The sequence below is a fragment of the Saccharopolyspora sp. NPDC050642 genome, from assembly GCF_040654735.1.
GTDB lineage: Bacteria > Actinomycetota > Actinomycetes > Mycobacteriales > Pseudonocardiaceae > Saccharopolyspora > Saccharopolyspora elongata.
This window is the reverse complement of the sequence record NZ_JBFAIN010000012.1, coordinates 105,652-130,154: the sequence shown is the minus strand read 5'-3', so window position 1 is coordinate 130,154 and position 24,503 is coordinate 105,652. Positions and strand designations below refer to the sequence as shown.

Below are 24,503 nucleotides of genomic sequence, written 5' to 3'. Positions count from 1 at the left end.
AACTGAAGCAATGGTCAACGCCCAATCGAGGGTCGTTCACGGCCCTGACTCCACTCGACGCAGGATGACTACCCCGGTTGGGCGTAGTTGCTCAGAAATTTCTTGAATTGCTTGATTCGTTGCTCGGTTGGGCGTCACAGTCATCGCCATGACCAGCATTGGCGCGACGTACCAGCCGCACCCCTTCCATTGGGTTCCGGCTGATGGTCAGCGGCACGCGAGCGCTGACAAGCACCCGCCGGGCGCGTCGATCTACCCGGACGGCACTGAGATCACGACGCTGTGCGAGCAGAGCCTCACCGCCGAGACCAGCGACACCGCGTGGTTGTGGGGCACCTGCCCGGATTGCAACGCCGCGGTGCGGACGCGCGTCGGGCTGCCGCCGATGGCGAGTGCACGATGACCCCGGAGGAACGCCAGAAGTTCGCGAAGCTCGCGACGACGATCCGGGGCGCGATCTTTGCGCTCGGGTACGCGGTCGACGACATCGAGGCGGGCCGCTGGAGTTCTGCCGAACTGCTGAACCTGGCGAAGAGCATGGACAAGCTGGGGGAACAGCTGCGCGGTAGCACGGCGATCGAGAGCAGCCGCGTTGTCGTCGACTCGGTGAGGGCAGACCGGTGACGGCCGCATTCGTCGCAACGGCCCTGCTGGGAATTGGCGGGCTCGCGTTGTGGGCGACGTTCTACTACGCCCCGGCCCGGCACGCCGGTAGCGGCGAGGGCGCGTTGACGGTCGCCTACCTGGTGGCGCGAGTCGACGCGGAAACCCGCGGCCATGGCCGGCACCGTTTGCGCGAGCCGGTCGTGATGCGCGGCGACCTCGCCGACGCGCTCGCTGTCGAGGAAACCCGACATCTACCGCTGATCGAGACCGGCCTACCGGTCGACGACCACGAGGCGATGCAGCAGCACCCGGGAATGGTGCGCCGTCTGCTGGTCGCGCTGCGATCCCTCGCCATCTGACTCGGTGGGGGCGCCGCAGTTTCCCCCCGACCGGTGCCCCCACCGTCACCACGTGCCCAAGTGCCACCAACCCCCAGCGGTGGCCGGGCACACCGATGGTGTCGGGCTGCGGAAGCCCCCCGACGTGGCCCGGCTCCATCCTCTCCAGCTCCCCGGCGCGGCGCGGGTCGCGGATTCGGGACGGACCGCTGGTCCGAGCGCCCCGTGGCAGGGGTCGACGCGCGGCAGTTGGGCTGCAACCGGCCCCGGTCCGCGCCGGGGAACCCCTTGCCGATCCAGCCAGAAAGAAAGGAGGACACCAGCGCGGGCAGTGCGCCCGCTGCTCATCGATCCACCGGCCGAAGTCAATACACGTACTGGCAGGAGGACCACATGACCGCTGTCATCGAGCAGACAGCAGCACGAACCCTGATCGACCCCACGCTGTTCGACCGGCTTACCGCCCGCATCGCCGGCGAGCACCAGGTGCCCATCGACTACGGCGAACGCATCATGGACCAGGCGCTGGCGTTCCTCGCCGTCTCGGCTGACCACGTGAGCGAACCGCTCGCGCCGACTCCCGAGGTCGACAAGGGCTGGCACGCCTTCATTCTCTACACCCGCGAGTACGCCGAGTTCTGCAACCGGATCGCGGGGCGGTTCATTCACCACGTGCCCAACGACGCCCCGAACGCGCTACCCGGCAGGGACACCCCCGCTGCAGCTCGGGCCCGTACGGTGAAGGCGATCCAGCGCGCCGGCTACCTGGTCGACGGCGAGCTGTGGACCGACGTGGCCGCCAAGTGCTCGCCCGGTGACGCCGAGGACGGTTGCTGCGCGGCATCAGGCGTCGACGGCAACGAAAACACCGAGAATCAGACGCCACCACCGGTCAGGTAAGGAGACGGGCCGACGTGACCACCTGGCAAGAACTACCCGAGCACGTACGGGACGCCGTAGAAGGGCACGTCGGCCCCGTCTCGGCGGCCACCGAGATCACCGTGGGCCGCAACAGCGACCTCGCCGCAGTGCTGGACACCAGCGCCGGGCGGGTGTTCGTCAAGGGCGTCGAGGGCGTCAGCCGCCGAATGCGGTTCCTACGCAACGAAATCACAGCCGGGCAACTGGCGGCCGGCATCGCGCCCGCGGTGGTGTTCGCCGAAGACGTCGGCGAGTGGCTGGTGGTCGGATTCGAGTACCTGCCCGGCCGACCGGCCGACCTTTCTCCTGGTTCGCCGGACCTGCCGCACGTCGCCGAGGTCGTCGACCGGCTCGGCGAATGCCCCGCGATGGAACTGCGGTCGCTGCGGGATCGATGGGGCGCTGCCGACTGGTGGGGCCGCCTCGCCGAGCAGGCACCCGAAGTGGTGCAGGGCTGGGACGTTGCGGGCATGCGGCAGTGGGCGGCGCAGCTGCCCGAGCTGGCCCACGGCGACCGGCTCACGCACACCGACTTGCACGGCGAGCAGTTCCGCATCGAGCCCGACGGCGCGGTACACGTGATCGACTGGGGCTTTCCCGGAGCCGCAGCCCCGTGGGTCGACGGCGCGTATCTGGTGTTACGGCTGGTCGAAGCAGGCCACGAGCCCGGCGCGGCGGAAGCATGGGCGCACGCCAACCTGACTGCGTTCGCAGACATCACCGGCGAGCACCTGACCTCGTTCGCCGCGTACCTGGCGGGCATGTGGACTCACTGGGCCGTCACGAAGAACGGGCCCGGGATGCAGCACCGGGCCCGACTCGCCCGCAACTATGCGATGTGGCGGCTCAGTGCTGCACCTGCGACTGCGGGCCGTCGATGACTGCCGCAACCACAGTCCGGCGGGACGCGAAAGGCCGTGGGGCTCGGCATGGTCCGAGTCCCACGGCCATCCAGCAGTGCCCGATCTAACCGCGATTGCGGAAGATCGCGGGCCCGATGCACATCGCCAGCGAGGCCAGCGCGCCGGCCGCGGGCCCGGCGACTGTCTGCAGCAAGGACGTGGCGACGGCTCCGTCACCGGACAACGCGCTGATCAAGGCGATCACGAGAGCGACGACCACGATGACGCTGAGCACGATGCACGCGACCAGGCCCAGCTTGTAGCGCAGCTTGCGCTCCTGGAGAGCCTCCAGCCGGTAGAGGTCGCCTCCCTGCGGGGAATCGTTTTCCTGAATGTGCTGCTGAAGTGCCTCCGGGCTTGATCCGTTGGGGGAGTACCACGTCACTGGGGGCGGCGCGGCGAGGTCATCGTCAGAGTTGAACATCGGGGCGTTCATGTCCGGCCCCCCAGAACCCCGGTCCGCGCCGGTCCGGCGAGGACTTTCGGGCAGGTCGCCGATGTCGGGGAGGGCGTCCCGGCCCACGGGGTGCTTGAAAGCACCTGTGGTCTCCAATCCTGTTCAGGGCCAGCAGCTCGGGGGCGACTGACCAGGTTGTAACTGTGTTAGCCCGATCCATGGGGGGATCGGGTACGGCGATGCTACCAATCCATTACGGATTGCTGAAGGTATTACTACTTACTGTAGTCGCAGTAATTTATGGTTCATCCCCATGGATGGCATGCACTGGGGCTGTATCTCGCGCGCATGCATGCCATACTGATCACGGCTCCAAAGTTGTTCACGCGAGTGGGGCATCTTTCGGCGATCGGGGAACTCGCGTGAAGCGAAGGAAAGGGGGACCAGCGATGCCTACGCCTGCAGGGCGTACGTCGCGTTCCGGCCGTGACAAGGCGCCAGAGGCTTCGGCCGAAGGCGGTTCCACTGCGGCCCGGGGCAGCAAGGTCACTATCAACATCAACGTCGAAACTGAGCAAGCGCTGCGGACGCTGGCCGAGCGTGAAGGGGTCAGCATCACCGAAGCAGTACGCCGTCTGGTCGGGTACGGCGAACTGCTGTGGCGCACAACCAAGATCGACGGCGATGAGGTGTTGATCCGCCGAGGCGGCAAGGAACTCGAACGCATCCACCTCATCTGATCCGCAACACTTCGGCGCCCCGAAAGAGGGCAGGCGGAAGCCGGAGAGCTCAAAGACCAAGACGCGGCCGTGACGCTGAGCAAAGAAGCCCGTCACGGCCGTTGTTCATGCCCGGGATCACCCGGAAACTACGAACGCGCCCCGCGTCGAACCCGATCAGGGCTACGACGCGGGGCGCTTCCGTCCGGTGCGCGCCTCGTTGATCGATTTCCGTAGCGCTGCTTCGAGGTCCGACATCGGTTCCGCGACCGCCTCTGGCTCGGTGGGGCGGCCGGCCAGCTTGTCTGCGATCCGCGCTTCGATGGCGTCCCGGTAGCGGTCTCGCCACTGCTCCGGGTGGAGATCGCCCGACATCGCCTCGACCAGTGTCCTGGCCATCTGCCGCTCGGCGGGCTGCGGCGCGGCCCCGGCCGGGGGTACGTGGTCCGAGGCGGGGTTGATCTCGTCCGGCCAGTACAGCAGGTGCGCCACCAGCAGGCTGCCTTCCTGCCGCAGCATCGTCAGCCGTTCCCGGCCACGCAGGGAGAGCGTGCCGAGCGCGGCCCGGTCGGTCTCGGCGAGTACGTCGCGCAGCAGGGCGTAGGCGCGTTCGGCCAGTGGCTCGGGGTGGACGTAGTAGGCCCGGCCCACCGCCACGGGATCGATGTCCTTGATCGGCACGAACTGCCCGATCTCCAGCCGGCGGGCGCTGGTGAGCGGGAGGTTGGCGAAATCCTCGTCGGTCAGCTCGACCAGGCGGCCGGCGTAGTCGTAGGCGCTGGTGATCTCCGAGGTCGGAACCTCGCGGCACTCGCGCTCGCAGAACTTCCGGTAGCGGATGCGCCCGCCGCACCGGTGGACCTGATGGAAGGTGACCGAGCGGTCCCGGGTCGCTCGGTGAAGAGTGCACCCGATGGTGACCAACCCGAAGGTGATCGCTCCTGTCCAGACGGCGACCATGCCCCACCTGCCGAGTTCGGCGGTTCTGTCCGAGGGAGGGCTTGCCGGGGCGGGTCATCGTCGATGGCAGTGGACTGACGGGCCCTCCCGGGCCCTTCCGTCCCGGGCAAGCCTCGCGCCGGGTGCCCAGGTATGCCCCGGCACGCCGATCCTGAGGCACGCCGCGGGGAGCGTAGGAGGGCACAACGTCCCGTTCGGCGACGTCTGGTGCAGATCAGCCACGGCGAGCGGGTGGATCGGTGATCAGCTCGATCGCGGGTTGCGGGAGCCACCACGTGTGCCAGATGCCGCCGCTGCCTGTGCCACGCCGTGCACATAGGTGCACCTCACCCCACCAGCGGCGTCGGGTATCGCGTCGCCAGCAGATCAGCTCGCCCTCGATAACAGCATCGAGGTCCCAGCCATCCGGCAGCGGCTCCACAGGCTTGTCCGGCTCCGGGTACAGGAACGCTCTTGCCAGGTGAACCCGAACCGGTACGTGAGGCTTCCGGTACCGGTCGTCGCCGGGTTCCTTCGGCGGCAGAGCTGGCTGTTCGAACACATGGTCTAGTATGACCCCTGTGTGCCCCGACAGCACGCAACCGTTCCCGAGGTAGGGGAAGTGCCCCGGGAACAACAAAAGCGCCCCCGCACCCGACCGGCGAACCGGAAGGATGCGGGGGCGTTCGCTTTGGACCCGGCGCTGGCGTGCAGCGGCCGGGCAGCCGCCAAGCTACTCGATGGCCGACGGCGAGTCCAGCGTGTAAACGGGCTGCTTGGCAGAGCCCAACAGCAGCCGAGCTGCCCAAACGGGCAAGTGCGACTCAACGGCGCGCACGAGTGCGTAGACCGCGCCGAGCACGACCGGCACGATCAAGACGTCACTGGCCGCGCCGAGCGGGCCGGTCAGCCAATCGGGAGCGCCCGCGGTGACCAGGTAGGCCACGAGGGCGGACCAAGCGGCGGGCACCGTGGTGCGTAGCCACGCGGTGAGCTGGTCAGACATTCGAGCTCCCTTGCACATTGACGTCGACGTTCACGGTCGCGTCAGCGAGGACCGCCCGAATCGTGTCGGGGATCGCGCCAAGCGTGGTGGAGAGCGCGCGCAGCGTCTCGGCCTGGCGGGCGAGCTCGTCGCGGAGCTCGACGACGTGCTCGTCGATGTGCCGGATCGTGTCGACGGGGGTGAGCCGGGTCGTGCCGTCGACGAATGAGGGCCAGCCGGGGAACTGGCCGGGCGTCCGGGAGCCGGTGAGTTGCTGGAGGATGTCGCGCAGCATGTGGTCTTGTTCCGGGGACAAGTCCGGTCCTTCCTGTGCGGGCGAGGGTGTGGGGTTGCGGGTGAGGCTGGGCAGGTTCCAGGGGCGCGGGTCGTCGGCGAGCGCGACGTCGGCGTGCACGCTGATGTGGAAGTGCTTGCGATGCGGATTGCTGCCGCTGTAGGGCATCCACTTCCACGGGTTGTTGCCGGGCCGGCTGTCCAGGATCAGGCCGTTGGCGATCAGATACTTGATCCGCGGGTCGCGGGAGGCGGCGAGCTCGTCGGTCAGACGGTCGATGTCCATCCCGCACGCGGGATCGTGGGTGAAATCGCGAGCGGTCACCAGCATCATGCCGTCGCTGGCGGGGCCAACCCACGGGTTGTGGTCTGAGCTGCGGGCTGCGTGCACGGCGTCGCCTATGCCGCCGTCGCTGGTCTTGTTCCTGGTCGGGTACCTCGCGTTGAACTGCTGGCGGAGGGTTTCCAGGCTGCGTGCGACGCGCCAGGTGGTCATGCGATCACATCCCGAAGTTCTTGGTGTACGCGGCCAGCAGAGCGGTGATGATCGCGCCGAGGACCCCGGAAGCGCCGGCGGCGGCCCACACCTTGCGTTCGAGGGTGCGCAGTCTGGTTTCGTGGTCGGACACGGTCGCGAGCCCGGCACGCAGCTCGGTTCGCATTTCGCGGACTTCACCGTGCATGGCCTGCATTTCTCCGTACATCTGGGACAGCGTGATCGTTACGCCGCTGTCGGGCGGGGTCATGGGCACTCCAGTGGTGAGACTCAGACGGATTGGTGCAGGTAGCAGCCGAGTACCTGACAGGCGATGACACCGGTTCCCAACGTGGCGGCGGTCAGCTCCACGGCTTCCCAGTCCGCGCCGACTTGCGCCGAGACGTCGAACGGCCCTTTCTGCGACGTTTCCAACGCGCCGCCGGTCCACGTACCGACCTGCACGCCGCCGACCTTGAGCCGGTACGTGATGGCAGGCGAGTCGAGTGCTCGCCCCCACACGCCATCGACGGTGATCCACGAGTGCGAGATGGACGCGCGGCCTTCCCACAGGGTCTTCTCGGTGCCCACCTTGGCGGCGTCGATCGTGGCGTATCCGTAGGTTTCGCCGAGCCCGTCGGTGTGCGTGGTGATCGTGCGCGGAACGAACTGCTGGTACAGCGGCACCGGCAGCCATGGGCGGGCGAGCCCTTTGCCGGTTGCGGCGTCGTCGGAGACCACGATGGTGCCGGCGGTGTCGGTGAACGCCCAGAAATCGCGGCCGAACTGCTGCGCGCCTTGGGTGAACAGGATGCGTGAGCCGTCCTCGCGGCGGATCGTGAGCACCTGCTTGCCGGTGTTGTCCGGGCCGACGTACAGGATCTCGGTGTTGTTGTCGTCAACCATGCGCAGGAACGCGTCTTGTAGCAGCGTCAAGCCGCCGCGGCTGATGGTGGCCGACGCCAACCCCACGGACTTCCAGAGCCGCTGGATTTGCTGCTCGGCACGCTTGATCCGGTCGAGCAGGTTGGACGGTTGGTTGATCTGTCCCACGTTTCCCCCTCACGCCACGCCGTCGAGCAGTGGCGCCAACGTCAGCACCACGCGCTCGGCGTCGATGGATGGCGCGAAATCCATGTCGATCACGCGCACGGCGCCTTCGAACCCGTTGCGGTGGAACCGATCCGGCGGCACTACGAGCCAGCCGTCATCGCCGCGGTTGATGTCCGCGGCGGTCGGCGGAATGTCGCCGCGCACCTCGATCGTGGGCAGCACCACGGGCATGCGGGCGGCTTGCTGGTCGGCTTCGGCGTGGCCGGCCAACGTCGACTCGGACTCGGCGCCGCTGTAGTTGTTCTCCAGCTCCAGCACCGGGAACCCTTGGCCGTAGCGCTCGGGCTGCTCGTGCACGGCGATCGGAGTTCCGAGGTCGACGCCTTCGCCGACGGCGTAGGCGCGGGTGGCCATGCGGGTGCCGTCGGTGGGCCAGGTGTAGCGGATGGCGTTGCCGCCGAGCTCCCACACATGCGACGAGCCCTGTTGGCCGAGCCACGGCGCACCGATGCGTAGGAAGCGCCGCGGCGCGCCGGTGTCGGTGGGTAGCACGTCGAACACCATGTCGGGGCCGTCGATGACGCCTGCCAGGTTGCGCAGGGCCTCGCCGACGTCGGTCAGGTCGTAGCCGTTGTATGTGCGGTCGCGCAGGGTGTTCGACGTGGAGTCGTCGAACTCGATACCGATGTCGCCGCCGCTGTGCGCCTGAGCTCGGCTGACGAGCTGCCGCGCGATTTCGTTCTGCTCGACGTTGTCGAACGTCGTCGACAGGCCGGCCACCGTCGACAGGCTCATCGTCGGCGGCAGCACCGGGAGCACCTTGCGGTGGTCGAAGTACGACCAGAACTCGCCGGCGCCGATCTCGACGGTGTCGCGTCCGGAATCGTAGGAGCGGGACCAGATCACTCCACCCCACATCGGCCGGGAGTCCCGAAACGCGTAGATCACTCGGCGGGCGGGCATCGTAAGGTCGTGCGGGTTGAGGTGCCCGGACCGCTCGTCGAGCTTCCAGGTGGCGCTGAACCGGCCGCTACCGTTCAGCGGCTTGTTGAACCGCACCGAGGTGAGCGGCACCTCTTCCAACAGGGTATTGGTGCGCAGGTCGGCGATCGCGTAGGTGTAGACGGGCAGCGCCACCGGATCACCCCCGCAGCCACACCAACGAGCAGTTGATCCCGTTTCCCAACGGGTCCAGGTTCAAGGTCGCGCCGGTGTTCTGGTACGCCCACACCGACACCTTTTCGCCGGCGTTGAAACGGCGCGTCGTCGAACACGACAGGCTCGCCGGCTCCCCGGTCTGGTCGCTGCCGGCCTGCCCGTAACGGCTTGACGTCGGGCTGGTGCCGATCGCGACCGCCCGTTCCGCGGCCGACGCCGACGGAACGTAGCGGATGTTGGCCGACAGGTGCCACAGTCCCGAGCGGTTCAGCGTGAACTCGGTCCCGGCGGACACCGCGGCCACCAACACGTCATCGCTGACGTACTCGGCATCGGGCAGGTGCACGCGCTGGTCGACGTTGTTCGGGATGCCCTGCGCCGGCTGCGTCGTGGCCCGGTAGTACCGCGCTTCATGACGGGTGGCGTTGGTGGTGCCGCCGATCGGAAACGCATCTACCCACGCCGAACCGGTCCAGCGCTGCACGATGTTCGTCGACGTCAACATGATCAGCTGTCCGGTGATCGGGTTGCTGATCTCCGATGTGGCGGCCGCCACCGGGATGCTCGGCACGCGCCAGTCGGTGCCGTCGTGCACTTCGACGCGCTTGGTGTCGAGCCGGTACACGGCCTGCCCGGCGTAGGGGTTGGCGACGCCGCTGCGGGCGGTGGCGTCGGTGACGGGCAGGATGCCGCCGGCGGCCACGGTGCGGGGCGTGTCGAAGTTCGTGATGTTGCTGGTGGTGATCGTGGTGGCGTTGGCCGGCACCACGATGCGGGCGCGCACGATGTAGTCGGCGCTTCCGGTCACGGTTGGGTCCACTGGGGTCGCTGCGGGGGTGCCGACGATGTGCCGCACCACCATGTCGCTGTTGGCGTCGCCGAAATACGCGTCGGACTGCTGGAACACGATCAGGTCGTTGCGCGGGTTGGACGCATCGGCCGGGGCCGTGCCCAGCACATTGATGTCCTTCACCGCGTCCAGGCACATGATGTAGGCGCCCCCGCCGCGGCTGGACTGCACCACGGCGCGGAACGGCGCGACGTGCACGAACCCGTTGGCGGTCGGGTTGGTAGCGGTCACTGCGCCGGGTGTGGCCGCTGCCGGGAACAACCCGCTGCGGGACGTGATCTGTCCGCTTGGGGTCGCGAGTGCGGCGACGGTGATCCGTCCGTCTTCCACGGTCTGCTGTCCGGCGCCGGCGACTTGCTGCACTGCCCACGAATGGCGTTCGGCCACGGGAACCCCCTCAGAAACTCGTGTGGTAATAGAGGCATTCGAGCTGTCCGGTGCCGTCGCTCGTTTCGAAGCGCACGCGGGTGTCGCCGGGCGGCAGCGTGAACCACTGCCGGCGTTCCAGCCGGTTGGAACGGCTGACGCCGGTGGACAGCAGCACGGATCTGTCCTGTGTGGTCAGCACGAGCGTTTGCCCTTCGGGCAGCGTGTACGTGGAGTCGAACACGAGCTCGGCGCCGGTGTCGGCGTTGCGGATCACCGGCCGCGTACAGGGGCCGGTGATCCTCCATATCGGCTGGGCGTGGGCGTTGCCGTCGTTGGTGACGACGAGCTCGCCGCCGGACTGCGCCGAACCCCACACCAGCGGCCATGTCAGCGGCCACACCAGGCCACCCCCGCCGGCTGTCGGCGGGCTGGTGGTGAACGACTGCTGCGGCAGATGCAGTAACCGCGGGTTGGTGGCGCGCCATTGGATCGCGCCGCGTGTGAGCCCGTAGTAGTACTCCACCGGGGTGGGGATCGAGCGGCGGACGCACCGCGCCATCACCATCGCTTTGGTGCCCTGCCACTGCACCACGAGCGGTTCCTCGGCAGGGTTCTCGTTGGGAGCGGTGATGCGCCGTAGTTCGAGCTCGGCGGCCCGGAAGTCCGCTTCGGAGCGTTCGCCGAGCTCGAACGACAGCGTGATGATCCGTCGGTCGGCGTGCAGTTGCCCGGCCTGGTAGCCATGCTGGTTGGCCAGCTCGGCGTCACCATCGCGCATGTCGGGAAGGTCCTGCCAACCCTCCAACTGCACCAGCTCATACGCGGTGTCCACACCGAGCAGGGCGCCGCGCCACTCGATCTGCCCATCGGTCGTGATCAGATCACCAGCGGCCACTACCCACCCCCACGAGAAAACCAGTCCAGATCAGCCGCGATGTCATAGGGCGACTGGTGAGGCTGCGCCACGAACGTGCCGATGTGGATCGTTGCCCGCGGCATCGGCTCGCGGGACGGGCTGGCCTGCGCGAGCATTCGCCGCGTTTCGTGCGCCGGCAAAACCCGGCCCGGCCCGGACGGGACAAGCAGCTCCGGTCCGCTTTCGCCGACCAGCACCGGACGTTGCGAGGCGACCGGACCACCGTGCGCGCGCAGCGGCAGCGGAATCCCTGAACCGGGGTTGGTTTGCCCCAACCCGGGGCCACGCACCACGATGTCGACGTAGCGCCATCGCGGAATTGCATTCACGGCGTTGCGGACGCTGTCTGCGGCGTTCACCGCGTCCCACGCCCCGGGTGTCGTGATCAGCGTGGCCACGTCGCGAGGGATGCCGAAATACCGGTCTGCGAGCGCACGAGCCTGATCGGCGGTGAACCCCATCTGCATCGCCTCGGCGATGAACTGCCCGCGGCGCTGCTCCGACGCGGACACCGCCGCGGCGGCGGCCTGCTGCTGCGACTGTCCCTGGCGCAGCGCCGTGTCGTAGGCGGTCTGCGCTAGCGTCCGATACTGGTCGCCCTGCTGCACAAGGTTGTCGTGCAGCTCGCGGCCTTCCTCAGTGGTGAGGTTGATCTGTCCGTCGGCGGCGAACAGTGCCGCTTGCCAGCCGGCTGTGCCGCCGCGCACGCCGTCGAGGGATTCCCGCAGGTTGTCTAGGCCCTCTTCGAACCGGGCGGTGGCCTCGTCCATCGAGATTTGCACGCCGAACAGTTGTTGCCAGGCGGCGTTGAGCGCGTCGACGCGGTCGGCGGTGTCCGCGGTCGAGTTCTTCAGCGTGTTGATCGCCTCGCGTAGCGAGTCCGCGCCGGGAACCGCTTGGCTCATCGCCGAGTCCGCGCCGTACACCGCATCGGTGTACTGCCGCTGATCGTCGATCGCGCCAACGATGGTGCCGCGCAGTCCGTCGGTGGCCAGCAGCAAATCCGTTGACGCGTCGGACTGCTCCCGCAAGGACCCGGACACCCCGGTGAAACTGCCCTGTGCCTCGTAAGCTGCTTGCACCTGCCCTTGCAGCTTGGCACGCACACCATCGAGCGCGGGGCCGCCGCTGATCAGAGCGTCGATGTACTCCTGGTGGGACAGCCCGGCCGCCTCGACCGATCCGGCAATGGACTGGTACTGCTCGGACTGCATGATGGCGGAGCGGGCATTGGAGTCGAACGCGCCCGCGGAGTCGCGCAGTGCGGACGACAGCGATCGCTGGTCGCCCTCCGCGCTCTGGCTGGCCGACCCGAACAGGGCGAGCCCGATCGACGCGGCGGCCAGCGCGACGCCGAACGGGCCGCCCAGCACGCCGAGCATGCCGCGGCCGGCGGTCTGCATCAGACTGCCACTGCCGGCGGCGCGACGTGTGTTGTCGCTGAACTGGATCATCGAGGTGGCCACGCCGGAGACGACGTCGCGCACGGCGCGGATCCCGCGCATCGCGGTCGCCAGCGACAGCCACATGCCGATCAGCGGCCCCAGCGCGCCCGCCAGCGGCTCGATGACGTTGAGCACGCCCGAGAGCACGTCGAGCGCGACACCAACGGCAGAGGACATCACCGGCAGCGCACCGCCGGACATGTCGTTGATGACGCCGATGATCCGGGTAACGACGTCGGCGACCTCGTCGCCGTGCTCGGCCCACACCCCGGTGAGACCGACCAGCACGCCGCCGACTTCCGGCAGCACGCCGGCGACGAGCTGGCCGAGGTGCTCGACGCCGAGCCCTGCGTCTTCCGAGCCGGTCGACACGATCTCGAAGAACTCGCCGACGCCGACACCGGCGTCGGCCATCAGCGACGCCATGCCGTCGACGACCGGCCCGGCACGCTCCACCGAGGCAACCATGCCCGGCATCGCGTTGCGGGCGAAATCCACCACGCCGTCGGTCAGGGTGGCCACGTAGGGCACCGAAGCGGCGAAGGCGTCCCGCATCAGCGGGCGCAGCTCCTCATACGCCGAGCCCATCTCATCCGCCGCGCCGACGAACGCCGATTCCAGTGGCGCGGCATCGGCCATCAGTCCAGTGCGGACAGTCTCGGACAGATCCTCAAAGCTGCCGCGGACGGCGGCGTTTTCCCGCAGCGCGACCGCACCCATGCCGATGAACGCCAGCGGCAAGGCACCAACCGCGGCAGCGACACCGGCAGCCGCAACGGCCGACCCACCGGCCACACCGGCGAGTGCCTTCGTGGCGCGGTTGCCCATCCGGTCGATCGAGTCGCCGACCTTGTCGAAGGTTTTCGACGCGCGGTCGATGCCAAGCACGGTGAACACCAGATCGCGCGTGGCTGCCATCATCGCCCCCTAGCGGCAATCGGTGGCGCCTCGACGTGGGCGCGCTTGTGTTCCTCGACCAGGTCCACGCACATCCAGAAGTCGTCGACCGTCAGCCGGCCGGCGTCTGCCGGGTGCATGTGCCACAGGTGCAAAAACCACGGCTTGTAGCGGGTCAGCTGGTCTTGGTACGAGACGCTTTCCGCGGCGTCTCCTTGGTAGGGTCCAGCGTTTCCTGCGACTGCTCGTCACCGCCGAGGTAGGTCACAACCAGATCGGACCACTTGACGTTCAGCACCGGCGAGTCGTAGCCGAGTTTCTCGCCGGATTTCACCCGCGCCAGCCAGAAAAACGCGTGCCGCGCCAGCGCGGACTGCTCGGTGAAAAGCGCGGCCAGTCTGGGGAAGGTCACGCCCGGGATGTCGCGGCCGACGAGCTTTTCCAGCTGCACGGTTTCGCTCATGGTGATGTCGGCGAAGTCCAGGGGCCAGGTCGACTCACCCAACCTGAACTCGAATTCAGCACGTGGCACTGCTACCTCATTTCGCAATCTTGCTGATGATGTCGTTGACTGCTTTCACTGCGCCTTGCCGCACCTTCGGCCCATGGCGGCGCATCGCCGACTCGAACCAGCCGGCAGGGCGGGCGGTTTGCGTCACCCACCGGTCGCGGTTGCCGAACACCGGGTGACGCCAGCGGCCATCGTTCAGATGCGATGGCAGCTTCCGCTGGTCCTTGGGCAGGTGGCGGGTTTGCGTGCGGATGCGTACCGACGCCGACCGGCCACCGACGGACATCTGCACCCGCACCGCCCGGGCGATCGACGCACGCAGCCCGCGGCCTTCGAACGCCGTGCGCGTGGCGCGCTCGGTGCGGTTCCTGACCCGCGACATGGCGTGCTCGCGCCGGGCCTGCCCGCCGCCGCCACGGGTCGCCGTCGAGGCGATCGCGCGCACGTTGTTCTGCGCGCCGTCGACGGCCGGCTGTGCAGCGGTCCGCATCTGGCGACCCATCTCCCGGCGCAGTCGGCCATCCCCCGCGGCCTTGAGGTCCGCGGCGGCGCGGCGAAGGTCCGCGGTGCCCGTGATCTCGACGCGCGCGGGCACCGCTTACACCGTCGCGTCGGTGGTCTGGTACTCCAGCTTGATCGACGTGGTGCCGTCGTCGACGGCCTTGATCGGCAACGTCTGCATGATCACGTTGCCGTCGGGCACGTTCGGCGTGGTGCCGTCGAACCGCACGTTCGCCGTGATCCGCACCTCGTAGTTGAACGCGCCGGCGATGTTCGCGCCGGCGAACAGCAACACGAGCTCGGCCTCATCGCCGTTGACGAACCGGTTGTAGGCGGTGAGGTTGTTGAACTCGCCCTCGATCGTGCCGCTGTAGACCCGGGCCTGCGAGCCTTCCGCGCCGATCTCCAACGGTTCGTTGCGCAGCCGCGAGCCGTGTACGTACCGGTCATCGGCGAGCCCGTTGGTGCCTTGCAGGTTGATCGACCGTATTTCGTGCGCGCTGCCGGCCACGGTGAGACTGCCCTCAACGAACGTGAGCAGGTCGAGGTTTGCCGGGTAGCTGGCGGTGGCAAGCGGCGTGGCGGTCGTTTCGTCGCGGCCAAGGACCGTGACAGCGAGAGTGACAATCTCGCCGATGGCACTGGACAACGTCCAGCTTGACACCTTGCAGCCGGTGTAGGTGAACGGGTGCACCGTGCCGGCGGTGTCCGGTCGGCCAACCTGGATCGTCAGGCCGGGCGGTGGCGGGCCGGGGGTGAACGTGTGTTTGTAGACCGTCGGCGCGTTCGTGGCGTCCGGCTGCGCGGTGCTCACCGCGCCGAACGCGTGCTTGAACCACCGGCCGAACGACACGGTGCCGAGCTCCATGGTGATCTCGCCGCCGACCGACCGTTGCCCCTGGAACCACCGCTTGGTGCGCAGCACCCGCTTACCGGGGCGCAGCCCAGAGGATTCGATGCGCTGCGCTTCCAGCGACAGCGCTTCGGCCCGGAACTCGTAGCCACGATCGACCGTGGCCGCGGTGGCGTAGCTGGTTTGCTCGCCGGTCATCAACTGGGCATCCAGCCCGCTCGGGATCGCCATCACTCACCCTCCTTGGCGGTCTTGCTGGCGGGCTTCGGCGCCTTGGCCTCGGCCCAAATCGTCGACTGCTCCAGCAGTCGGGCGGCAGCCTCGTCGGGCACCTCGATCGGCGTGCCGTGCTGGGCGGTGATGCCCAGCGATGGCACGTCGACCGCCTTGAACGGGCCGATGTAGGTAATGCGCATGTGATCCGCTCCCGGGCATGCGAAGCCACCCCGCGTGCGGCGGGGTGCAAGTTGGACAGGGTTACGGGGACAGGCGGGCGCGGACCCTCACGAGCACATCGAACCGGCTTCCGCGCGAGGAGCCGTCACCGATCGGGCCGACATGGTGCGACCATCCGCCGAGCTCGGCCCACTGGATCGCCGGTGTCACCTGCGGGTTTTCGGCTAGTGACTGCTGAAGTTCAGCGAGCAGCGCCGCCGCGCGTAGGTCTGCGACTTCGGCATCGCGGCCGTCGGTCACGAGCACCTGCACCACCACCGGTAGCGCATACGTCTCGTCAACCTTCTTGGTGCCGGCCTTCATGACCGGGATGCCTGCCTCGGTTTCGGTGTCCTCGTCGAACCAGATTGCCTCGCCGGCCAGCGCACGTTGCGGCATTTCGTAGGACACCTGTACCCCGGACAGGCCGGGGCGGGCGGCGAGCGCGTCGAGCAGCGCGCGTTTCACCGCGGGAAGGGTGGTTCCGATGCTCATGCGACCATCACCCGCGGTTCCTGGACTTCGCCGGCGAGCATTTCCCGCACGACACGCGGTATCGCGAACGCCGGGAACGACAACATGGGGACGTCGAACTCTGCGCTCTGGCCAACGCTGTCTTCCTGTGAACGCCAGAAGTTGATCAGCAGGAATCGAGCCGCTGCCTTGTAGCGGTCGCCGACTGTCTCGGTGCTGTCGAACCGGCCTGCCTCGTAGGACACCACGACATTGGACCGGCCCGACGCGAACATCGCGTCGGCGCCAGTGCGACGGCGCCGAATTCGACTCGACAGCAGCGCACGGTCCGGCCTGTACCGGTCGGGCAGGTAGCCATCCTCCGGCCTGCTGGCGTTCGTCTCTGCGGCCAACGCCACCGCCGTGATGCCGTCGTACTCGGTCAGCGTCGTGATCGAGCGGACCGGGTAGTGCTCAAGGAACACCTCGTGGTGCCCGCCGTCGTGTGTCTCGTCGATGATCGTGCGCTTGACGACGGGCCCAACGAGCTTGTCGAGCCGCTGCGAAACGGCGGTGACCCATGACGCGAGCTCGACGTCATCCACGTTGGTGGCGTTGACGTTCAGCGCCGCTTTCGCGTCGTCGAGCGTGAGCACGTCGAGCGTGGCCATCAGCTCACCTCCGGCTTACTTGCGCCGCGGGCTGCGGGCCTTGTTCGGCGGGGCCTGCGCTGCCTTGCCGTCCGGCTCGGGCTCGGCGGAGTGGTCGTCGCTGTCACCGAGCAGCCGGTAGCGCTCGGCCTCGGCGCGCGGCACCTGCATCCCCGGCGTGCAGTACAGAAACGCCGCATCCGGGTCGCCGTCGGGCACCAGCCGTTCGCCGTCGGAGGTGCGCCACATCTTCGCGTCGACCTCGACGAGCTCGCCGCGTCCCGTGGAGGTGTTCATTTCCAGAGCCATCAGACCTGCGCCCCCACCAGCGTCCACGCGAACGACGCGCCGGCCGTCGCGTTCGTGCAGATGTAGAGCTTGCCGTTGGTGGTGTCGATCAGCAGCGACCCGACCACGGCCGTACCCGAATAGGTTCCGCTCGCACCACTCGCCGGCGCGCCCGCGGACAACAGCGGGGCGTCGAGCCCGGCGCCTTCGATGACCTCGCCGCCCTGGATGATGGGCATGGTTTCTCCCCTCACCGGGCGGGCGCTCGAAACGGGCGCCCGCCCGTGGTTAATGGATCAGATGCCGGATCAGATGCCGGTGACCGTGCAGAACGCGGCCGGACGGTAGATCACCAGCGCGGCGCGCAGGTCGGCCCGCATCGCCTGCTTGCCGTTCACGAAGTAGTCGGCGTGCGAGTTGGACACCTGCACGTCGAGGCCGCGCCGCACCGACAGCTCACTGAAGTTGGCGAAGTCGCCGACGAGCGCGGTGTTTTCCGTGATCGCCTGCGCTTCGGCGACCGGCAGGCCCCAGATGCGCGACGGGCCGGCCTCCGACGGCGAGCCCCAGATGTAAATGCCATCCGCGGTGCGCAGCAGTCGGACGTCCTGCCAGTCGTTCGGGTGCATCACGACCGCGTTGGGCATCGCCTGACCAGCGACGCGGGTCTTCACCAGAGCCTTGTAGATGGCGTCGGGCACCGGGTCGGTGCCCTTGGCCTGCGTCTGGATTCCGACGACGTTGAGGATGCCGCGCAGGTTCGGGGCGGTGCCGTTGCCGACCAGGATCTGCGAGTCGAGCCGCTGACGCAGCATGAACGGCAGCCGGTTGTTGACGTAGCCGGCGGCCTGCTGCTCGTCTTCCAGTTGCTCATCGGTGACCGGCAGGAACACCGCCGTTTTGCGCACCGGGCTGGACTGCTCGGTGAGCGCCAGCGCCGCTTCGGGGTATGCGCCACCTTCGGCGGTCTCGGCCGCGGCGTTGGTGAACGTGGTCTCTTCCATGTAGACCACGGCCGACTGTCCGGTGGCGGTCCGCGGAATCAGGTCGATGACCTGAATCGGCCGGGTGGCGAAGTCCACCACGCGGCCGGTGCGGGTGGTCTCCGGCGCCCACCCCGCCGTGGTCTGGAACAGGGTCTTGAGCTCGATGTCAAGACGCGCTTCCGGGCCGACGGCGCCCTGCTTGCCCTTGTAGGCAACCGAGTCGGTGAACAGCTCGCCCAGAGACTTCTGCTCGGCCGGCCGTCCCTTCTGCTCGCCGCTGGTCTCGGAGCCGGACTCGCGCTGCTCCGGCACCTGGCGGGCACGCTCGGCGGCCTTGGCGACCATCTGCAAGTCGGCGGCCTTCTGGCCGAGCTCGTCGAGCTCGGCGTTGAGCTTGCGGATGTGGTCGACCTTGGCCGCGGTGTCGCCGTCGATCGACTTGACGTTGTCCATGTTCAGGTCGTCGCCGGCCTCGGCGAAGATCTTGGCCAGCTCGGACTGCTTGGCCGAAAGGCGGTCTTCCGCCTCCTTGAGCGCGGGGAATGCCACGGTCTTGTCCTCCTTGGACGATGGGTGATCGGTCAGCCCCGGGTGGCGCGCAGGAACCGCAGGAACTCGCGGCGCGCGTCGGATGTGGCGTCCGGGGTCGGGTCGGGGCCGACGAGTTCGGCGAGGCGCTTCAACTCGGCGTCGATGCCCGCCAGGAGCGCCACGGATTCGACGCCCAGCCCCTTGCCCTTTTCCTGCCGCTTCGCCAAGACGTCCGCGGCTCGATCCGTGAGTGCCTTCACCGCGGCCATGACCGCCTCGGCCTCATCGGAAAACTTCATGCCGCCCGCGGACTTCGCCGCGAGCGTGCGGGTACCCACGCCGGCGCCCAGCATCACCGGCGACACTTCGTGCACCTTCAACCGCTTGAGGAAGCGGACGCGTTCGCCGTCGTGGTCGCCGTAGGTGAACTCGACGGGGTCGTACCCGTAGGACCACTCCTGCAATTCGCCGGTGTGCTTGACAGTGCGGAAGGTATCCGCGCCGTGCGTGGTGTCCATGAAGAACTGGCCGGTGAACACGGCCTCGGTCTTGGTGCTGGTGATCGTGCCCTTGCCGACGGGCAGTAGACCAGACCATGACGTGTGGCCGTAGGCGGAGATCAGTGCCGGGGCGCCGTTCTCGAACGCGCCAGGCAGCGTCACGTCCTGGTCGGAGTCCTTCACGTTGAACGTCGAGAAAACGGCGGTCACTTCGCCGCTGTCCTCATCGGCGTCTTTCACCTCGACGTGCAGGCGCTTGGTATCCATCACGTCGCCTCCTGTCCAGGTTCGTTGGTGGTCTGCCCGCTGCCGGGCGGTTGCAGCTGCACGGAGAACAGGCCGGTGTGCGTGAGCAGCCCGAAGTCCTCGGCCTTGACGGCGGCGGCCACGCTCGCGGCGTCGAAGCCGGCATCGACGAGCTGCCGAATGGTCATTGCCTGCGCCTGCTGGATCTCGGCGACGTCGCGCCGGTCCTCCCGCAGGAACGCGACGTCGGAGGGGTCGAACCACAGCCGCGCCCCGTCCGGCGGGGGCAGCAGCGTTTGCAGGCTTCCCGCGGCCGAACGCCACAGCGGGTAGATCGTGCCGTCAGCGAACCGCCGGCGGGCCTGCCCGTAGTTCGAATACGTGGCGGCTTGCAGCCCCTCGGAGAATCCCGCGATCACCGGTGGCACGCTCGCCGCCGCGGCGATCCGGGTTTCGCCGGCGCCTTGCGTGTTCTTGAAATCCAGCTGCTTCAGGTCGGCGCCCACGACTTTCGCGTCCGCGCCGTTGGCCAGGAACAAGGTTTCGCCGGCCTTGTCCGGGCCGCGGTGGTTGCGGCGGAACATCTCGACGAACTGCTGAAACGTGTCGTCGTCGTCGGTGTCGAGGCTGACGATCACCTGCGGCGTCGCACCGTTTTCGAAGAACCGCTTCTTGTGGTGCGTGGTGGCCTTGTCCGCCTCGATTTCCCGCAGCACCGGCGTCAACCACGACATCCCGCGGAACCGTGCTTCCGGGTCCGGGATCGGCGAGTAGTGGCACACCTCATCGGCGAGCAGAGTCACCGGCTCGGACCGCAGCCCGGCCGTGACCGGCGGTTCGTAGATGTAGCCGACGATCTTCGTATCGAGCGCGTACGGGTCACCCGACTGCGAGTCGAGCACGATCGTCACCCAGTCCGGCCGCATCCGTGTGATCCGCCGGCCCGGACCGGTCGCCGCGCGCCCGTAGGCGCCGCTGTCGTCGGCGGTGGTGGCGTAGAAGTTGCCCGCCAGCGAAACGTCCGCTTCCATCCATGCCAGCAGTTCGCCGGTGGTGCCGTTGGGCCACGGTGTTTCAAGCAGCGCCAGATCTGGCGTGCCGAACAGGTCACCGGGTCGCCCGGAACTCATCCGCTGCCACTGGAACCGCGCCTCGGAAAACACCAGCTGCCGGGCGAGGATGCAGGCGAACACGATTCCGTTGGACTTGTAGGCGCCCCGGACGTATCCCTCGTAGTCGTTGCCGATCTTCTCCCGGTCGGCCAGCACACCAGCGGAACCGAGCATCGGCAACCGATCCAGCGACCAGAACGGCGGTTCCGACCATGCTTTGCGGCCACGTGTGAGCCGCTGCGAAAGCCTCATCGGCGGCCTACCTCAGTCAGAAACAAGAAGCCCAGCGCGGCAGTGAACAAGCCGGCGAGGATGAATGCCGCGGGCACTGCGAGCAGCGCGACGCCGGTCACGACCAGCGCGCACGCCACGACGAGCACGACGAGCAGCATGATTTCCGTCTGGGACACCTCGCCTCCTTTCACGCCCATGCCGCTAGGGGCTTGCGCTTGGGCTTCTTGATCGCGTCGATTCGGGTCACGTACACCCGCCGCGCCACGGTCACCGCGGTCAGCGGGCTGATCTCGGCGGTGGCGTTGCGGCGGCCCCACACCTCGACATCTCCCACCGGGCGCGTGGCAGCGCCAGCAGCGGCGGCATTCAGGTCCGGGTCGTCGAGGTGGCGGAATGTTCCTTGTGCGATCGCATCGAGCAGCTGCCCGCACGCCGCGGCCATCTCCGGCAGCGACAACACCGCGAGATCACCGCGGCCCGGTTTCTCCGGGTCGTCCGGGCGCTTGATCCCGGCGGCTTCCAGGTCGAACACCAACGACAGCGCTGGGCCCTTGCCGTCGACGCCGAAGGCCACCGGGTTCCACCGGTCGCGCAGCTCGACCAAACGGCCAACCAGCCAATCAGTGCCGGGCCGTTGGTCGATCACCTCGGCGTGGCCGAGACCATCGGCGCGCGCCGACCATGCTGCGATGCTCGATGAACTGCGGTCGTAGGCGACCTCGACGGCGAACACCACGTCGTCGCCGGCTTGCGAGTTGGGGTCGGCGAGCGTCGCCCACTGCTGGACGTCGATCGCGCCGCCGCCCTCGACGCGCCGCGGCCACACGCCCAGCCGTTCGCGGGCGAACTCGGTGGCACCCATCGACCGGCGTTCGCGCGCGATGGTCTCTTCGGTGATGCGCACCCCGAGCGCGGGGTTGGTTGCTGCCCACAGCTTGCGGTCGTCGAGGTCGAGCGCGTCGAGGTGGTCGAGGTCGCCGGCGGCGCCCCAATCCCGGTAGCCGAGCGAGTCATCCCCGCCGGCCTCGGCGCGCGCCCGCAGACCGAACAGCACATCGCCGGATGCACCGTCGAGCGGCGGCGACGACGTGTAGATGATCTGCGGATTCGGGCGTGCCGACATGGTCGGCATCAACGCCGCGTGCTGCGCCGGGGTGTAGGCGAACGCTTCATCGATAATGTTCAGGTCACCGGAGAAACCACGGCCGGACGACTTCGACCGGGCGATGAACTTCAACCGCTGCCCGGAGTCGAGCAGTTCGAAGCCCTCTTCACCGTTGGTGTTGTTGACCTTCACGGCGTCATCGCTGACCAGGCCCTCACGGATCAAGTTCTTGACGAGCATGCGAACGCGTAGAAAGGCCTCCATCGCGGTCTTGTATTCGTGCGCCGACCACATGATCAGCCGCTCGCCCAAGAGGAACAGGCCAGCGAGTACCCGAGCTTCGAGGATGCCGCCCTTGCCGTTCTGGCGTGCGACGAGCTCGGCGAACTCGAAACACGCCCAGCGGCCATCCTCGCGAGTGGCCAGCATCAGCGTGATGGCTTGCTGCTGCCAGAAATCCAGCACCAGCCCAGCCCGACGCGAAAGCTCGATCGCCTCGGGCCCGTAGGTGTCGACGTACAGCGGGACGACTTCAACCCGCGGGTGACGCGCGCCGCGCAGCAATTCGGGCGGTGAGGTCAGCAATACCCGTCGCCCCCTTCTGTGCTGCGTCTGGTTTCTGCGTTCCGCGGACGGCGGTCTGCCGAAGTTCGGCGACGATCTGCTTCAACGCGGTGGCCTGCTGCCGAGCCTCGGACAGCACGCGGTCGACGATCACCGTCACCTCTGCGCCGGTCTCGTCGACGTCGAACCGCACCCAGTCCTCACCGCGCAACTGCGCATCGAGCTTGTCGAGCCGGTCGGCGATGCGGCACGCCTCCAACAGCAACACCGCCTGCATGGCCGGCAGCGTCCCGCCGTCGGTCATCGCCGCCCACAACCGTTGTCCGGAAGGGCCCAGCGTCACGCGATCCGGCTCGTTGTCACGCGTCACGGCCGGCGTCACGGCCGGACACCGACCGGGGATGCAAAGTCCGTGGTCACCGGCCTTGTGACGGCGGTAGCGCCGTTGCCTCTCGGCGGCCGATTCGGGCATCGCCCCTCCAAGATTTCGCGCGGGGGGAGAAAGGGAGACGGGAGGTGTGGGGTCACCTATCCGCAGGTAACCTCGCGGACCCCCTGCCCCCGTGCCCCTCCCCGCTGCCCTGGTGGTGTGGTCATCACTGGTCGTGATCGATCGTTGCGTTTGGTCGCGGTGTGCTCGATGTCGGAGCTCGACGCGATGTCCTGCGCTGGCGCGGGGCGTGTGCGGGTGCTCGGCCGTGGGCCGTGTGCAGTGGTGTCCTGCTGTAGTGGCGCGTCGTTCGTGCGTGTTGCGGTGTGGCCATGTGCAGTGGTGGTCCGTGCTGCATGGTGGTGGGGCGTGCACCCACGGGGGTGCCGGGTGGAGCCGTGGTCACCAGCGGCGCGAGGTTCGGCGACGTCGCACAAGCGGCCGGTTGCCAAGGCTGCTGTTGCACCGCAGGTGCGCGGGAACAGCGTTGCCCCGATCCAGCACATCCCCGCCCTTCGATCGCGGTACCCGGTGGTGGACGGTGAAGCTCCCCGGATCTGGAAACGTCAGCTCGATATCGATGCCGTGGCCACAGATCCAGCACACGGCGCCGGGCTTGCGCAGGCTTGCTACGAGCTGTCGCCAGCGGTGCCCGCTCATGCCTGGTGGTGCCACGGCGCACCTCCCGCTCGTTCCGCGTAACACCCTTGTGCGCTGCGGCGATGGCTGACAGTGCGCGTACTGTCACGCGTTACCACCACAGGGAGTGCCGATGCTGCAGTCGAAGCCGAGCAAGTCGCGTTCGCATTGGTGGGCACGGTGGTGGGTTTGGACGATCGCGGTGGGCGTGGTCGCGCTGCCGATCGGCGCGTGGTCCGTGGTGGCTGCCTTGTCGCCTAAGCCGTTCAACCTTCGCGGCGAGTTCACGTTGGGTCCGGCCGCGCATGTCCGCAACGGCCCGGTTGGCTGCAAGGGCGGCAACGGCTACGAGGACATCACCGAAGGCACGCAGGTCACCGTTTCGTCGGCAGCCGGCGAGGTGCTCGCGGTGGGCGAACTCGGGAACTCGGCATGGTTGAGCTCAACCCTCACGTGCCGGTTTCGGTTCATGGTCCCCGACGTTCCCAGTGACCATGAGTTCTACCAGGTCGAGGTGTCGCACCGGGGCAAGGTGCCAACCGATGAGGCGACGGCCCGAGCGGGGATGACGCAGTTGACGCTTGGCGGATGACGTTGTGCCACAAGCAAGGGGGTGCTACCGACTGGATTCGTTGGTGATCGGGCCATGCCCTGCTACGTGGCGCTTCGCCAGTGGGTTCGTGTCCGGCGCGGGGAGCGACATCCGGCCGCGCTGGTTCGACCGAACCAGATTGTTCCCGGAAGGATGCGGGCACACTTCTACCCGCTGAAGGGTGATTTAAGCATGATCACGCAGAGGCGGTCAACTTGGGTTGACGGCTGCGGGCGAGGATCACACGGCGCAGGCGGCTGTCGCGGTAGCGGACAACCGAGGTGCGGGTCACGGCGTCGGGCTCCACTTTGATCCCGCGTTTAGGTCTCGACGTGGCGCCTGGCGCGTCTGCGCTGGACCAGGGGTAGTGGCGCGATCCCTGGGGAGAAACTTTGTGGTTTCAACGGCTCGTTTTTGGTGTTGGCCGATCGCCAGGCAGCTTCGTTCACTCTTTAACCCATAAACCGGATAGCGGAACATCCCTGTTTTCCGATGTTCTTTGGTTGTGTTTGATGTGTATTGTTCGGCTGCTGTCGGTCGATTTCTTGAGTCGGTCTAATAGTGGTAGAGCAATGCCTGTTTTGCGCAAAACATGCTGGTCATGGACAC

General features: G+C 67.8%; 32 protein-coding genes. 7 read left to right on the top strand and 25 right to left on the bottom strand.

The window, feature by feature from the left end; translation table 11 throughout:
• Positions 1-148: 148 nt before the first annotated feature.
• From AB0H93_RS20565 to AB0H93_RS20545, 5 genes are all read left to right on the top strand, one after another.
• Complete coding sequence (locus AB0H93_RS20565; RefSeq protein ID WP_358574526.1) at positions 149-403, top strand: zinc finger protein; 255 nt, start codon at positions 149-151, stop codon at positions 401-403.
• Positions 400-624 carry a hypothetical protein gene (locus AB0H93_RS20560; protein WP_358574524.1) on the top strand — a complete coding sequence of 75 codons (225 nt, stop codon included), beginning with the start codon at positions 400-402 and terminating at the stop codon, positions 622-624. The genes AB0H93_RS20565 and AB0H93_RS20560 overlap by 4 nt, the downstream gene beginning before the upstream one ends.
• Positions 621-965 (top strand): hypothetical protein, encoded by a 345-nt coding sequence (locus AB0H93_RS20555; RefSeq protein WP_358574522.1) that lies wholly within the window; start codon positions 621-623, stop codon positions 963-965. Before AB0H93_RS20560 ends, AB0H93_RS20555 begins: the two co-directional genes overlap by 4 nt.
• 372 nt (positions 966-1,337) lie before the next feature.
• On the top strand, positions 1,338-1,844 hold the full coding sequence (locus tag AB0H93_RS20550; RefSeq protein WP_358574520.1) for a hypothetical protein: 507 nt from the start codon (positions 1,338-1,340) through the stop codon (positions 1,842-1,844).
• A 14-nt stretch (positions 1,845-1,858) separates the two neighbouring features.
• On the top strand, positions 1,859-2,746 hold the full coding sequence (locus tag AB0H93_RS20545; RefSeq protein WP_358574518.1) for a hypothetical protein: 888 nt from the start codon (positions 1,859-1,861) through the stop codon (positions 2,744-2,746).
• 85 nt (positions 2,747-2,831) lie between these two features.
• Here the strand turns inward: AB0H93_RS20545 and AB0H93_RS20540 are convergent, their stop codons facing one another.
• On the bottom strand, positions 2,832-3,191 hold the full coding sequence (locus AB0H93_RS20540) for a hypothetical protein (protein WP_358574516.1): 360 nt from the start codon (positions 3,189-3,191) through the stop codon (positions 2,832-2,834).
• 422 nt (positions 3,192-3,613) lie between these two features.
• On the opposite strand from AB0H93_RS20540, the gene AB0H93_RS20535 reads away from it, so the two are divergent.
• Positions 3,614-3,904, top strand: a complete 291-nt coding sequence (locus AB0H93_RS20535) for a hypothetical protein (RefSeq protein ID WP_358574514.1) — start codon at positions 3,614-3,616, stop codon at positions 3,902-3,904.
• Between the two features lie 162 nt (positions 3,905-4,066).
• On the opposite strand, the gene AB0H93_RS20530 is transcribed toward AB0H93_RS20535, so the two are convergent.
• From AB0H93_RS20530 to AB0H93_RS20415, 24 genes are all read right to left on the bottom strand, one after another.
• Positions 4,067-4,843 (bottom strand): Ku protein, encoded by a 777-nt coding sequence (locus AB0H93_RS20530; RefSeq protein WP_358574512.1) that lies wholly within the window; start codon positions 4,841-4,843, stop codon positions 4,067-4,069.
• Positions 4,844-5,555: 712 nt separating this feature from the next.
• Positions 5,556-5,828 carry a hypothetical protein gene (locus AB0H93_RS20525; RefSeq protein ID WP_358574511.1) on the bottom strand — a complete coding sequence of 91 codons (273 nt, stop codon included), beginning with the start codon at positions 5,826-5,828 and terminating at the stop codon, positions 5,556-5,558.
• Complete coding sequence (locus AB0H93_RS20520; RefSeq protein WP_358574509.1) at positions 5,821-6,597, bottom strand: hypothetical protein; 777 nt, start codon at positions 6,595-6,597, stop codon at positions 5,821-5,823. The genes AB0H93_RS20525 and AB0H93_RS20520 overlap by 8 nt, the downstream gene beginning before the upstream one ends.
• A gap of 4 nt (positions 6,598-6,601) precedes the next feature.
• Positions 6,602-6,847: a hypothetical protein gene (locus AB0H93_RS20515; protein WP_358574507.1), complete on the bottom strand. Its 246-nt coding sequence runs from the start codon at positions 6,845-6,847 to the stop codon at positions 6,602-6,604.
• 20 nt (positions 6,848-6,867) lie between these two features.
• On the bottom strand, positions 6,868-7,542 hold the full coding sequence (locus AB0H93_RS20510; protein WP_358574505.1) for a hypothetical protein: 675 nt from the start codon (positions 7,540-7,542) through the stop codon (positions 6,868-6,870).
• Positions 7,543-7,638: 96 nt separating this feature from the next.
• Positions 7,639-8,766 (bottom strand): hypothetical protein, encoded by a 1,128-nt coding sequence (locus AB0H93_RS20505; protein WP_358574504.1) that lies wholly within the window; start codon positions 8,764-8,766, stop codon positions 7,639-7,641.
• 4 nt (positions 8,767-8,770) lie between these two features.
• Positions 8,771-9,868: a hypothetical protein gene (locus AB0H93_RS20500; protein WP_358574502.1), complete on the bottom strand. Its 1,098-nt coding sequence runs from the start codon at positions 9,866-9,868 to the stop codon at positions 8,771-8,773.
• 166 nt (positions 9,869-10,034) lie between these two features.
• Entirely contained in the window at positions 10,035-10,901 is an 867-nt protein-coding gene (locus AB0H93_RS20495) for a hypothetical protein (protein ID WP_358574500.1), read from the bottom strand.
• Entirely contained in the window at positions 10,901-13,285 is a 2,385-nt protein-coding gene (locus AB0H93_RS20490; RefSeq protein ID WP_358574498.1) for a hypothetical protein, read from the bottom strand. The genes AB0H93_RS20495 and AB0H93_RS20490 overlap by 1 nt, the downstream gene beginning before the upstream one ends.
• 154 nt (positions 13,286-13,439) lie before the next feature.
• Complete coding sequence (locus AB0H93_RS20485; RefSeq protein ID WP_358574496.1) at positions 13,440-13,796, bottom strand: hypothetical protein; 357 nt, start codon at positions 13,794-13,796, stop codon at positions 13,440-13,442.
• A gap of 7 nt (positions 13,797-13,803) precedes the next feature.
• Positions 13,804-14,370: a hypothetical protein gene (locus AB0H93_RS20480; RefSeq protein WP_358574494.1), complete on the bottom strand. Its 567-nt coding sequence runs from the start codon at positions 14,368-14,370 to the stop codon at positions 13,804-13,806.
• 3 nt (positions 14,371-14,373) lie between these two features.
• A complete protein-coding gene (locus AB0H93_RS20475) occupies positions 14,374-15,360 on the bottom strand; it encodes a phage tail tube protein (RefSeq protein WP_358574492.1) in 987 nt (328 codons plus the stop codon).
• Positions 15,360-15,545 (bottom strand): hypothetical protein, encoded by a 186-nt coding sequence (locus AB0H93_RS20470; RefSeq protein WP_358574490.1) that lies wholly within the window; start codon positions 15,543-15,545, stop codon positions 15,360-15,362. The genes AB0H93_RS20475 and AB0H93_RS20470 overlap by 1 nt, the downstream gene beginning before the upstream one ends.
• Positions 15,546-15,606: 61 nt before the next feature.
• Complete coding sequence (locus tag AB0H93_RS20465) at positions 15,607-16,059, bottom strand: hypothetical protein (protein ID WP_358574488.1); 453 nt, start codon at positions 16,057-16,059, stop codon at positions 15,607-15,609.
• Positions 16,056-16,688, bottom strand: a complete 633-nt coding sequence (locus AB0H93_RS20460) for a hypothetical protein (RefSeq protein WP_358574486.1) — start codon at positions 16,686-16,688, stop codon at positions 16,056-16,058. The genes AB0H93_RS20465 and AB0H93_RS20460 overlap by 4 nt, the downstream gene beginning before the upstream one ends.
• 15 nt (positions 16,689-16,703) lie before the next feature.
• Positions 16,704-16,964: a hypothetical protein gene (locus AB0H93_RS20455; RefSeq protein WP_358574485.1), complete on the bottom strand. Its 261-nt coding sequence runs from the start codon at positions 16,962-16,964 to the stop codon at positions 16,704-16,706.
• An 11-nt stretch (positions 16,965-16,975) separates the two neighbouring features.
• Positions 16,976-17,194 carry a hypothetical protein gene (locus tag AB0H93_RS20450; RefSeq protein ID WP_358574483.1) on the bottom strand — a complete coding sequence of 73 codons (219 nt, stop codon included), beginning with the start codon at positions 17,192-17,194 and terminating at the stop codon, positions 16,976-16,978.
• A gap of 69 nt (positions 17,195-17,263) precedes the next feature.
• On the bottom strand, positions 17,264-18,490 hold the full coding sequence (locus tag AB0H93_RS20445) for a phage major capsid protein (RefSeq protein WP_358574482.1): 1,227 nt from the start codon (positions 18,488-18,490) through the stop codon (positions 17,264-17,266).
• A 32-nt stretch (positions 18,491-18,522) separates the two neighbouring features.
• On the bottom strand, positions 18,523-19,239 hold the full coding sequence (locus tag AB0H93_RS20440; RefSeq protein WP_358574480.1) for an HK97 family phage prohead protease: 717 nt from the start codon (positions 19,237-19,239) through the stop codon (positions 18,523-18,525).
• Positions 19,239-20,582: a phage portal protein gene (locus AB0H93_RS20435; protein ID WP_358574479.1), complete on the bottom strand. Its 1,344-nt coding sequence runs from the start codon at positions 20,580-20,582 to the stop codon at positions 19,239-19,241. The genes AB0H93_RS20440 and AB0H93_RS20435 overlap by 1 nt, the downstream gene beginning before the upstream one ends.
• Positions 20,579-20,740 (bottom strand): hypothetical protein, encoded by a 162-nt coding sequence (locus tag AB0H93_RS20430; protein ID WP_358574478.1) that lies wholly within the window; start codon positions 20,738-20,740, stop codon positions 20,579-20,581. The genes AB0H93_RS20435 and AB0H93_RS20430 overlap by 4 nt, the downstream gene beginning before the upstream one ends.
• A gap of 11 nt (positions 20,741-20,751) precedes the next feature.
• A complete protein-coding gene (locus AB0H93_RS20425) occupies positions 20,752-22,254 on the bottom strand; it encodes a hypothetical protein (protein WP_358574476.1) in 1,503 nt (500 codons plus the stop codon).
• Positions 22,202-22,705 carry a hypothetical protein gene (locus tag AB0H93_RS20420; protein WP_358574474.1) on the bottom strand — a complete coding sequence of 168 codons (504 nt, stop codon included), beginning with the start codon at positions 22,703-22,705 and terminating at the stop codon, positions 22,202-22,204. Before AB0H93_RS20420 ends, AB0H93_RS20425 begins: the two co-directional genes overlap by 53 nt.
• Before the next feature lie 360 nt (positions 22,706-23,065).
• On the bottom strand, positions 23,066-23,323 hold the full coding sequence (locus tag AB0H93_RS20415) for an HNH endonuclease (protein WP_358574629.1): 258 nt from the start codon (positions 23,321-23,323) through the stop codon (positions 23,066-23,068).
• A gap of 112 nt (positions 23,324-23,435) precedes the next feature.
• On the opposite strand from AB0H93_RS20415, the gene AB0H93_RS20410 reads away from it, so the two are divergent.
• A complete protein-coding gene (locus AB0H93_RS20410; protein WP_358574472.1) occupies positions 23,436-23,894 on the top strand; it encodes a hypothetical protein in 459 nt (152 codons plus the stop codon).
• The last annotated feature ends 609 nt before the right edge of the window (positions 23,895-24,503 follow it).

What these genes read in the sequence shown, in the direction of transcription:
- AB0H93_RS20520 (WP_358574509.1), bottom strand. Translation starts at nt 6,597, where the DNA reads ATGACCACCTGGCGCGTCGCACGCAGCCTGGAAACCCTCCGCCAGCAG.
- AB0H93_RS20525 (WP_358574511.1), bottom strand. Translation starts at nt 5,828, where the DNA reads ATGTCTGACCAGCTCACCGCGTGGCTACGCACCACGGTGCCCGCCGCT.
- AB0H93_RS20560 (WP_358574524.1), top strand. Translation starts at nt 400, where the DNA reads ATGACCCCGGAGGAACGCCAGAAGTTCGCGAAGCTCGCGACGACGATC.
- AB0H93_RS20420 (WP_358574474.1), bottom strand. Translation starts at nt 22,705, where the DNA reads ATGCCCGAATCGGCCGCCGAGAGGCAACGGCGCTACCGCCGTCACAAG.
- AB0H93_RS20465 (WP_358574488.1), bottom strand. Translation starts at nt 16,059, where the DNA reads ATGAGCATCGGAACCACCCTTCCCGCGGTGAAACGCGCGCTGCTCGAC.
- AB0H93_RS20515 (WP_358574507.1), bottom strand. Translation starts at nt 6,847, where the DNA reads ATGACCCCGCCCGACAGCGGCGTAACGATCACGCTGTCCCAGATGTAC.
- AB0H93_RS20535 (WP_358574514.1), top strand. Translation starts at nt 3,614, where the DNA reads ATGCCTACGCCTGCAGGGCGTACGTCGCGTTCCGGCCGTGACAAGGCG.
- AB0H93_RS20550 (WP_358574520.1), top strand. Translation starts at nt 1,338, where the DNA reads ATGACCGCTGTCATCGAGCAGACAGCAGCACGAACCCTGATCGACCCC.
- AB0H93_RS20435 (WP_358574479.1), bottom strand. Translation starts at nt 20,582, where the DNA reads ATGAGGCTTTCGCAGCGGCTCACACGTGGCCGCAAAGCATGGTCGGAA.
- AB0H93_RS20540 (WP_358574516.1), bottom strand. Translation starts at nt 3,191, where the DNA reads ATGTTCAACTCTGACGATGACCTCGCCGCGCCGCCCCCAGTGACGTGG.
- AB0H93_RS20415 (WP_358574629.1), bottom strand. Translation starts at nt 23,323, where the DNA reads ATGAGCGGGCACCGCTGGCGACAGCTCGTAGCAAGCCTGCGCAAGCCC.
- AB0H93_RS20410 (WP_358574472.1), top strand. Translation starts at nt 23,436, where the DNA reads ATGCTGCAGTCGAAGCCGAGCAAGTCGCGTTCGCATTGGTGGGCACGG.
- AB0H93_RS20455 (WP_358574485.1), bottom strand. Translation starts at nt 16,964, where the DNA reads ATGAACACCTCCACGGGACGCGGCGAGCTCGTCGAGGTCGACGCGAAG.
- AB0H93_RS20530 (WP_358574512.1), bottom strand. Translation starts at nt 4,843, where the DNA reads ATGGTCGCCGTCTGGACAGGAGCGATCACCTTCGGGTTGGTCACCATC.
- AB0H93_RS20440 (WP_358574480.1), bottom strand. Translation starts at nt 19,239, where the DNA reads ATGGATACCAAGCGCCTGCACGTCGAGGTGAAAGACGCCGATGAGGAC.
- AB0H93_RS20460 (WP_358574486.1), bottom strand. Translation starts at nt 16,688, where the DNA reads ATGGCCACGCTCGACGTGCTCACGCTCGACGACGCGAAAGCGGCGCTG.
- AB0H93_RS20450 (WP_358574483.1), bottom strand. Translation starts at nt 17,194, where the DNA reads ATGCCCATCATCCAGGGCGGCGAGGTCATCGAAGGCGCCGGGCTCGAC.
- AB0H93_RS20470 (WP_358574490.1), bottom strand. Translation starts at nt 15,545, where the DNA reads ATGCGCATTACCTACATCGGCCCGTTCAAGGCGGTCGACGTGCCATCG.
- AB0H93_RS20565 (WP_358574526.1), top strand. Translation starts at nt 149, where the DNA reads ATGACCAGCATTGGCGCGACGTACCAGCCGCACCCCTTCCATTGGGTT.
- AB0H93_RS20475 (WP_358574492.1), bottom strand. Translation starts at nt 15,360, where the DNA reads ATGGCGATCCCGAGCGGGCTGGATGCCCAGTTGATGACCGGCGAGCAA.
- AB0H93_RS20490 (WP_358574498.1), bottom strand. Translation starts at nt 13,285, where the DNA reads ATGGCAGCCACGCGCGATCTGGTGTTCACCGTGCTTGGCATCGACCGC.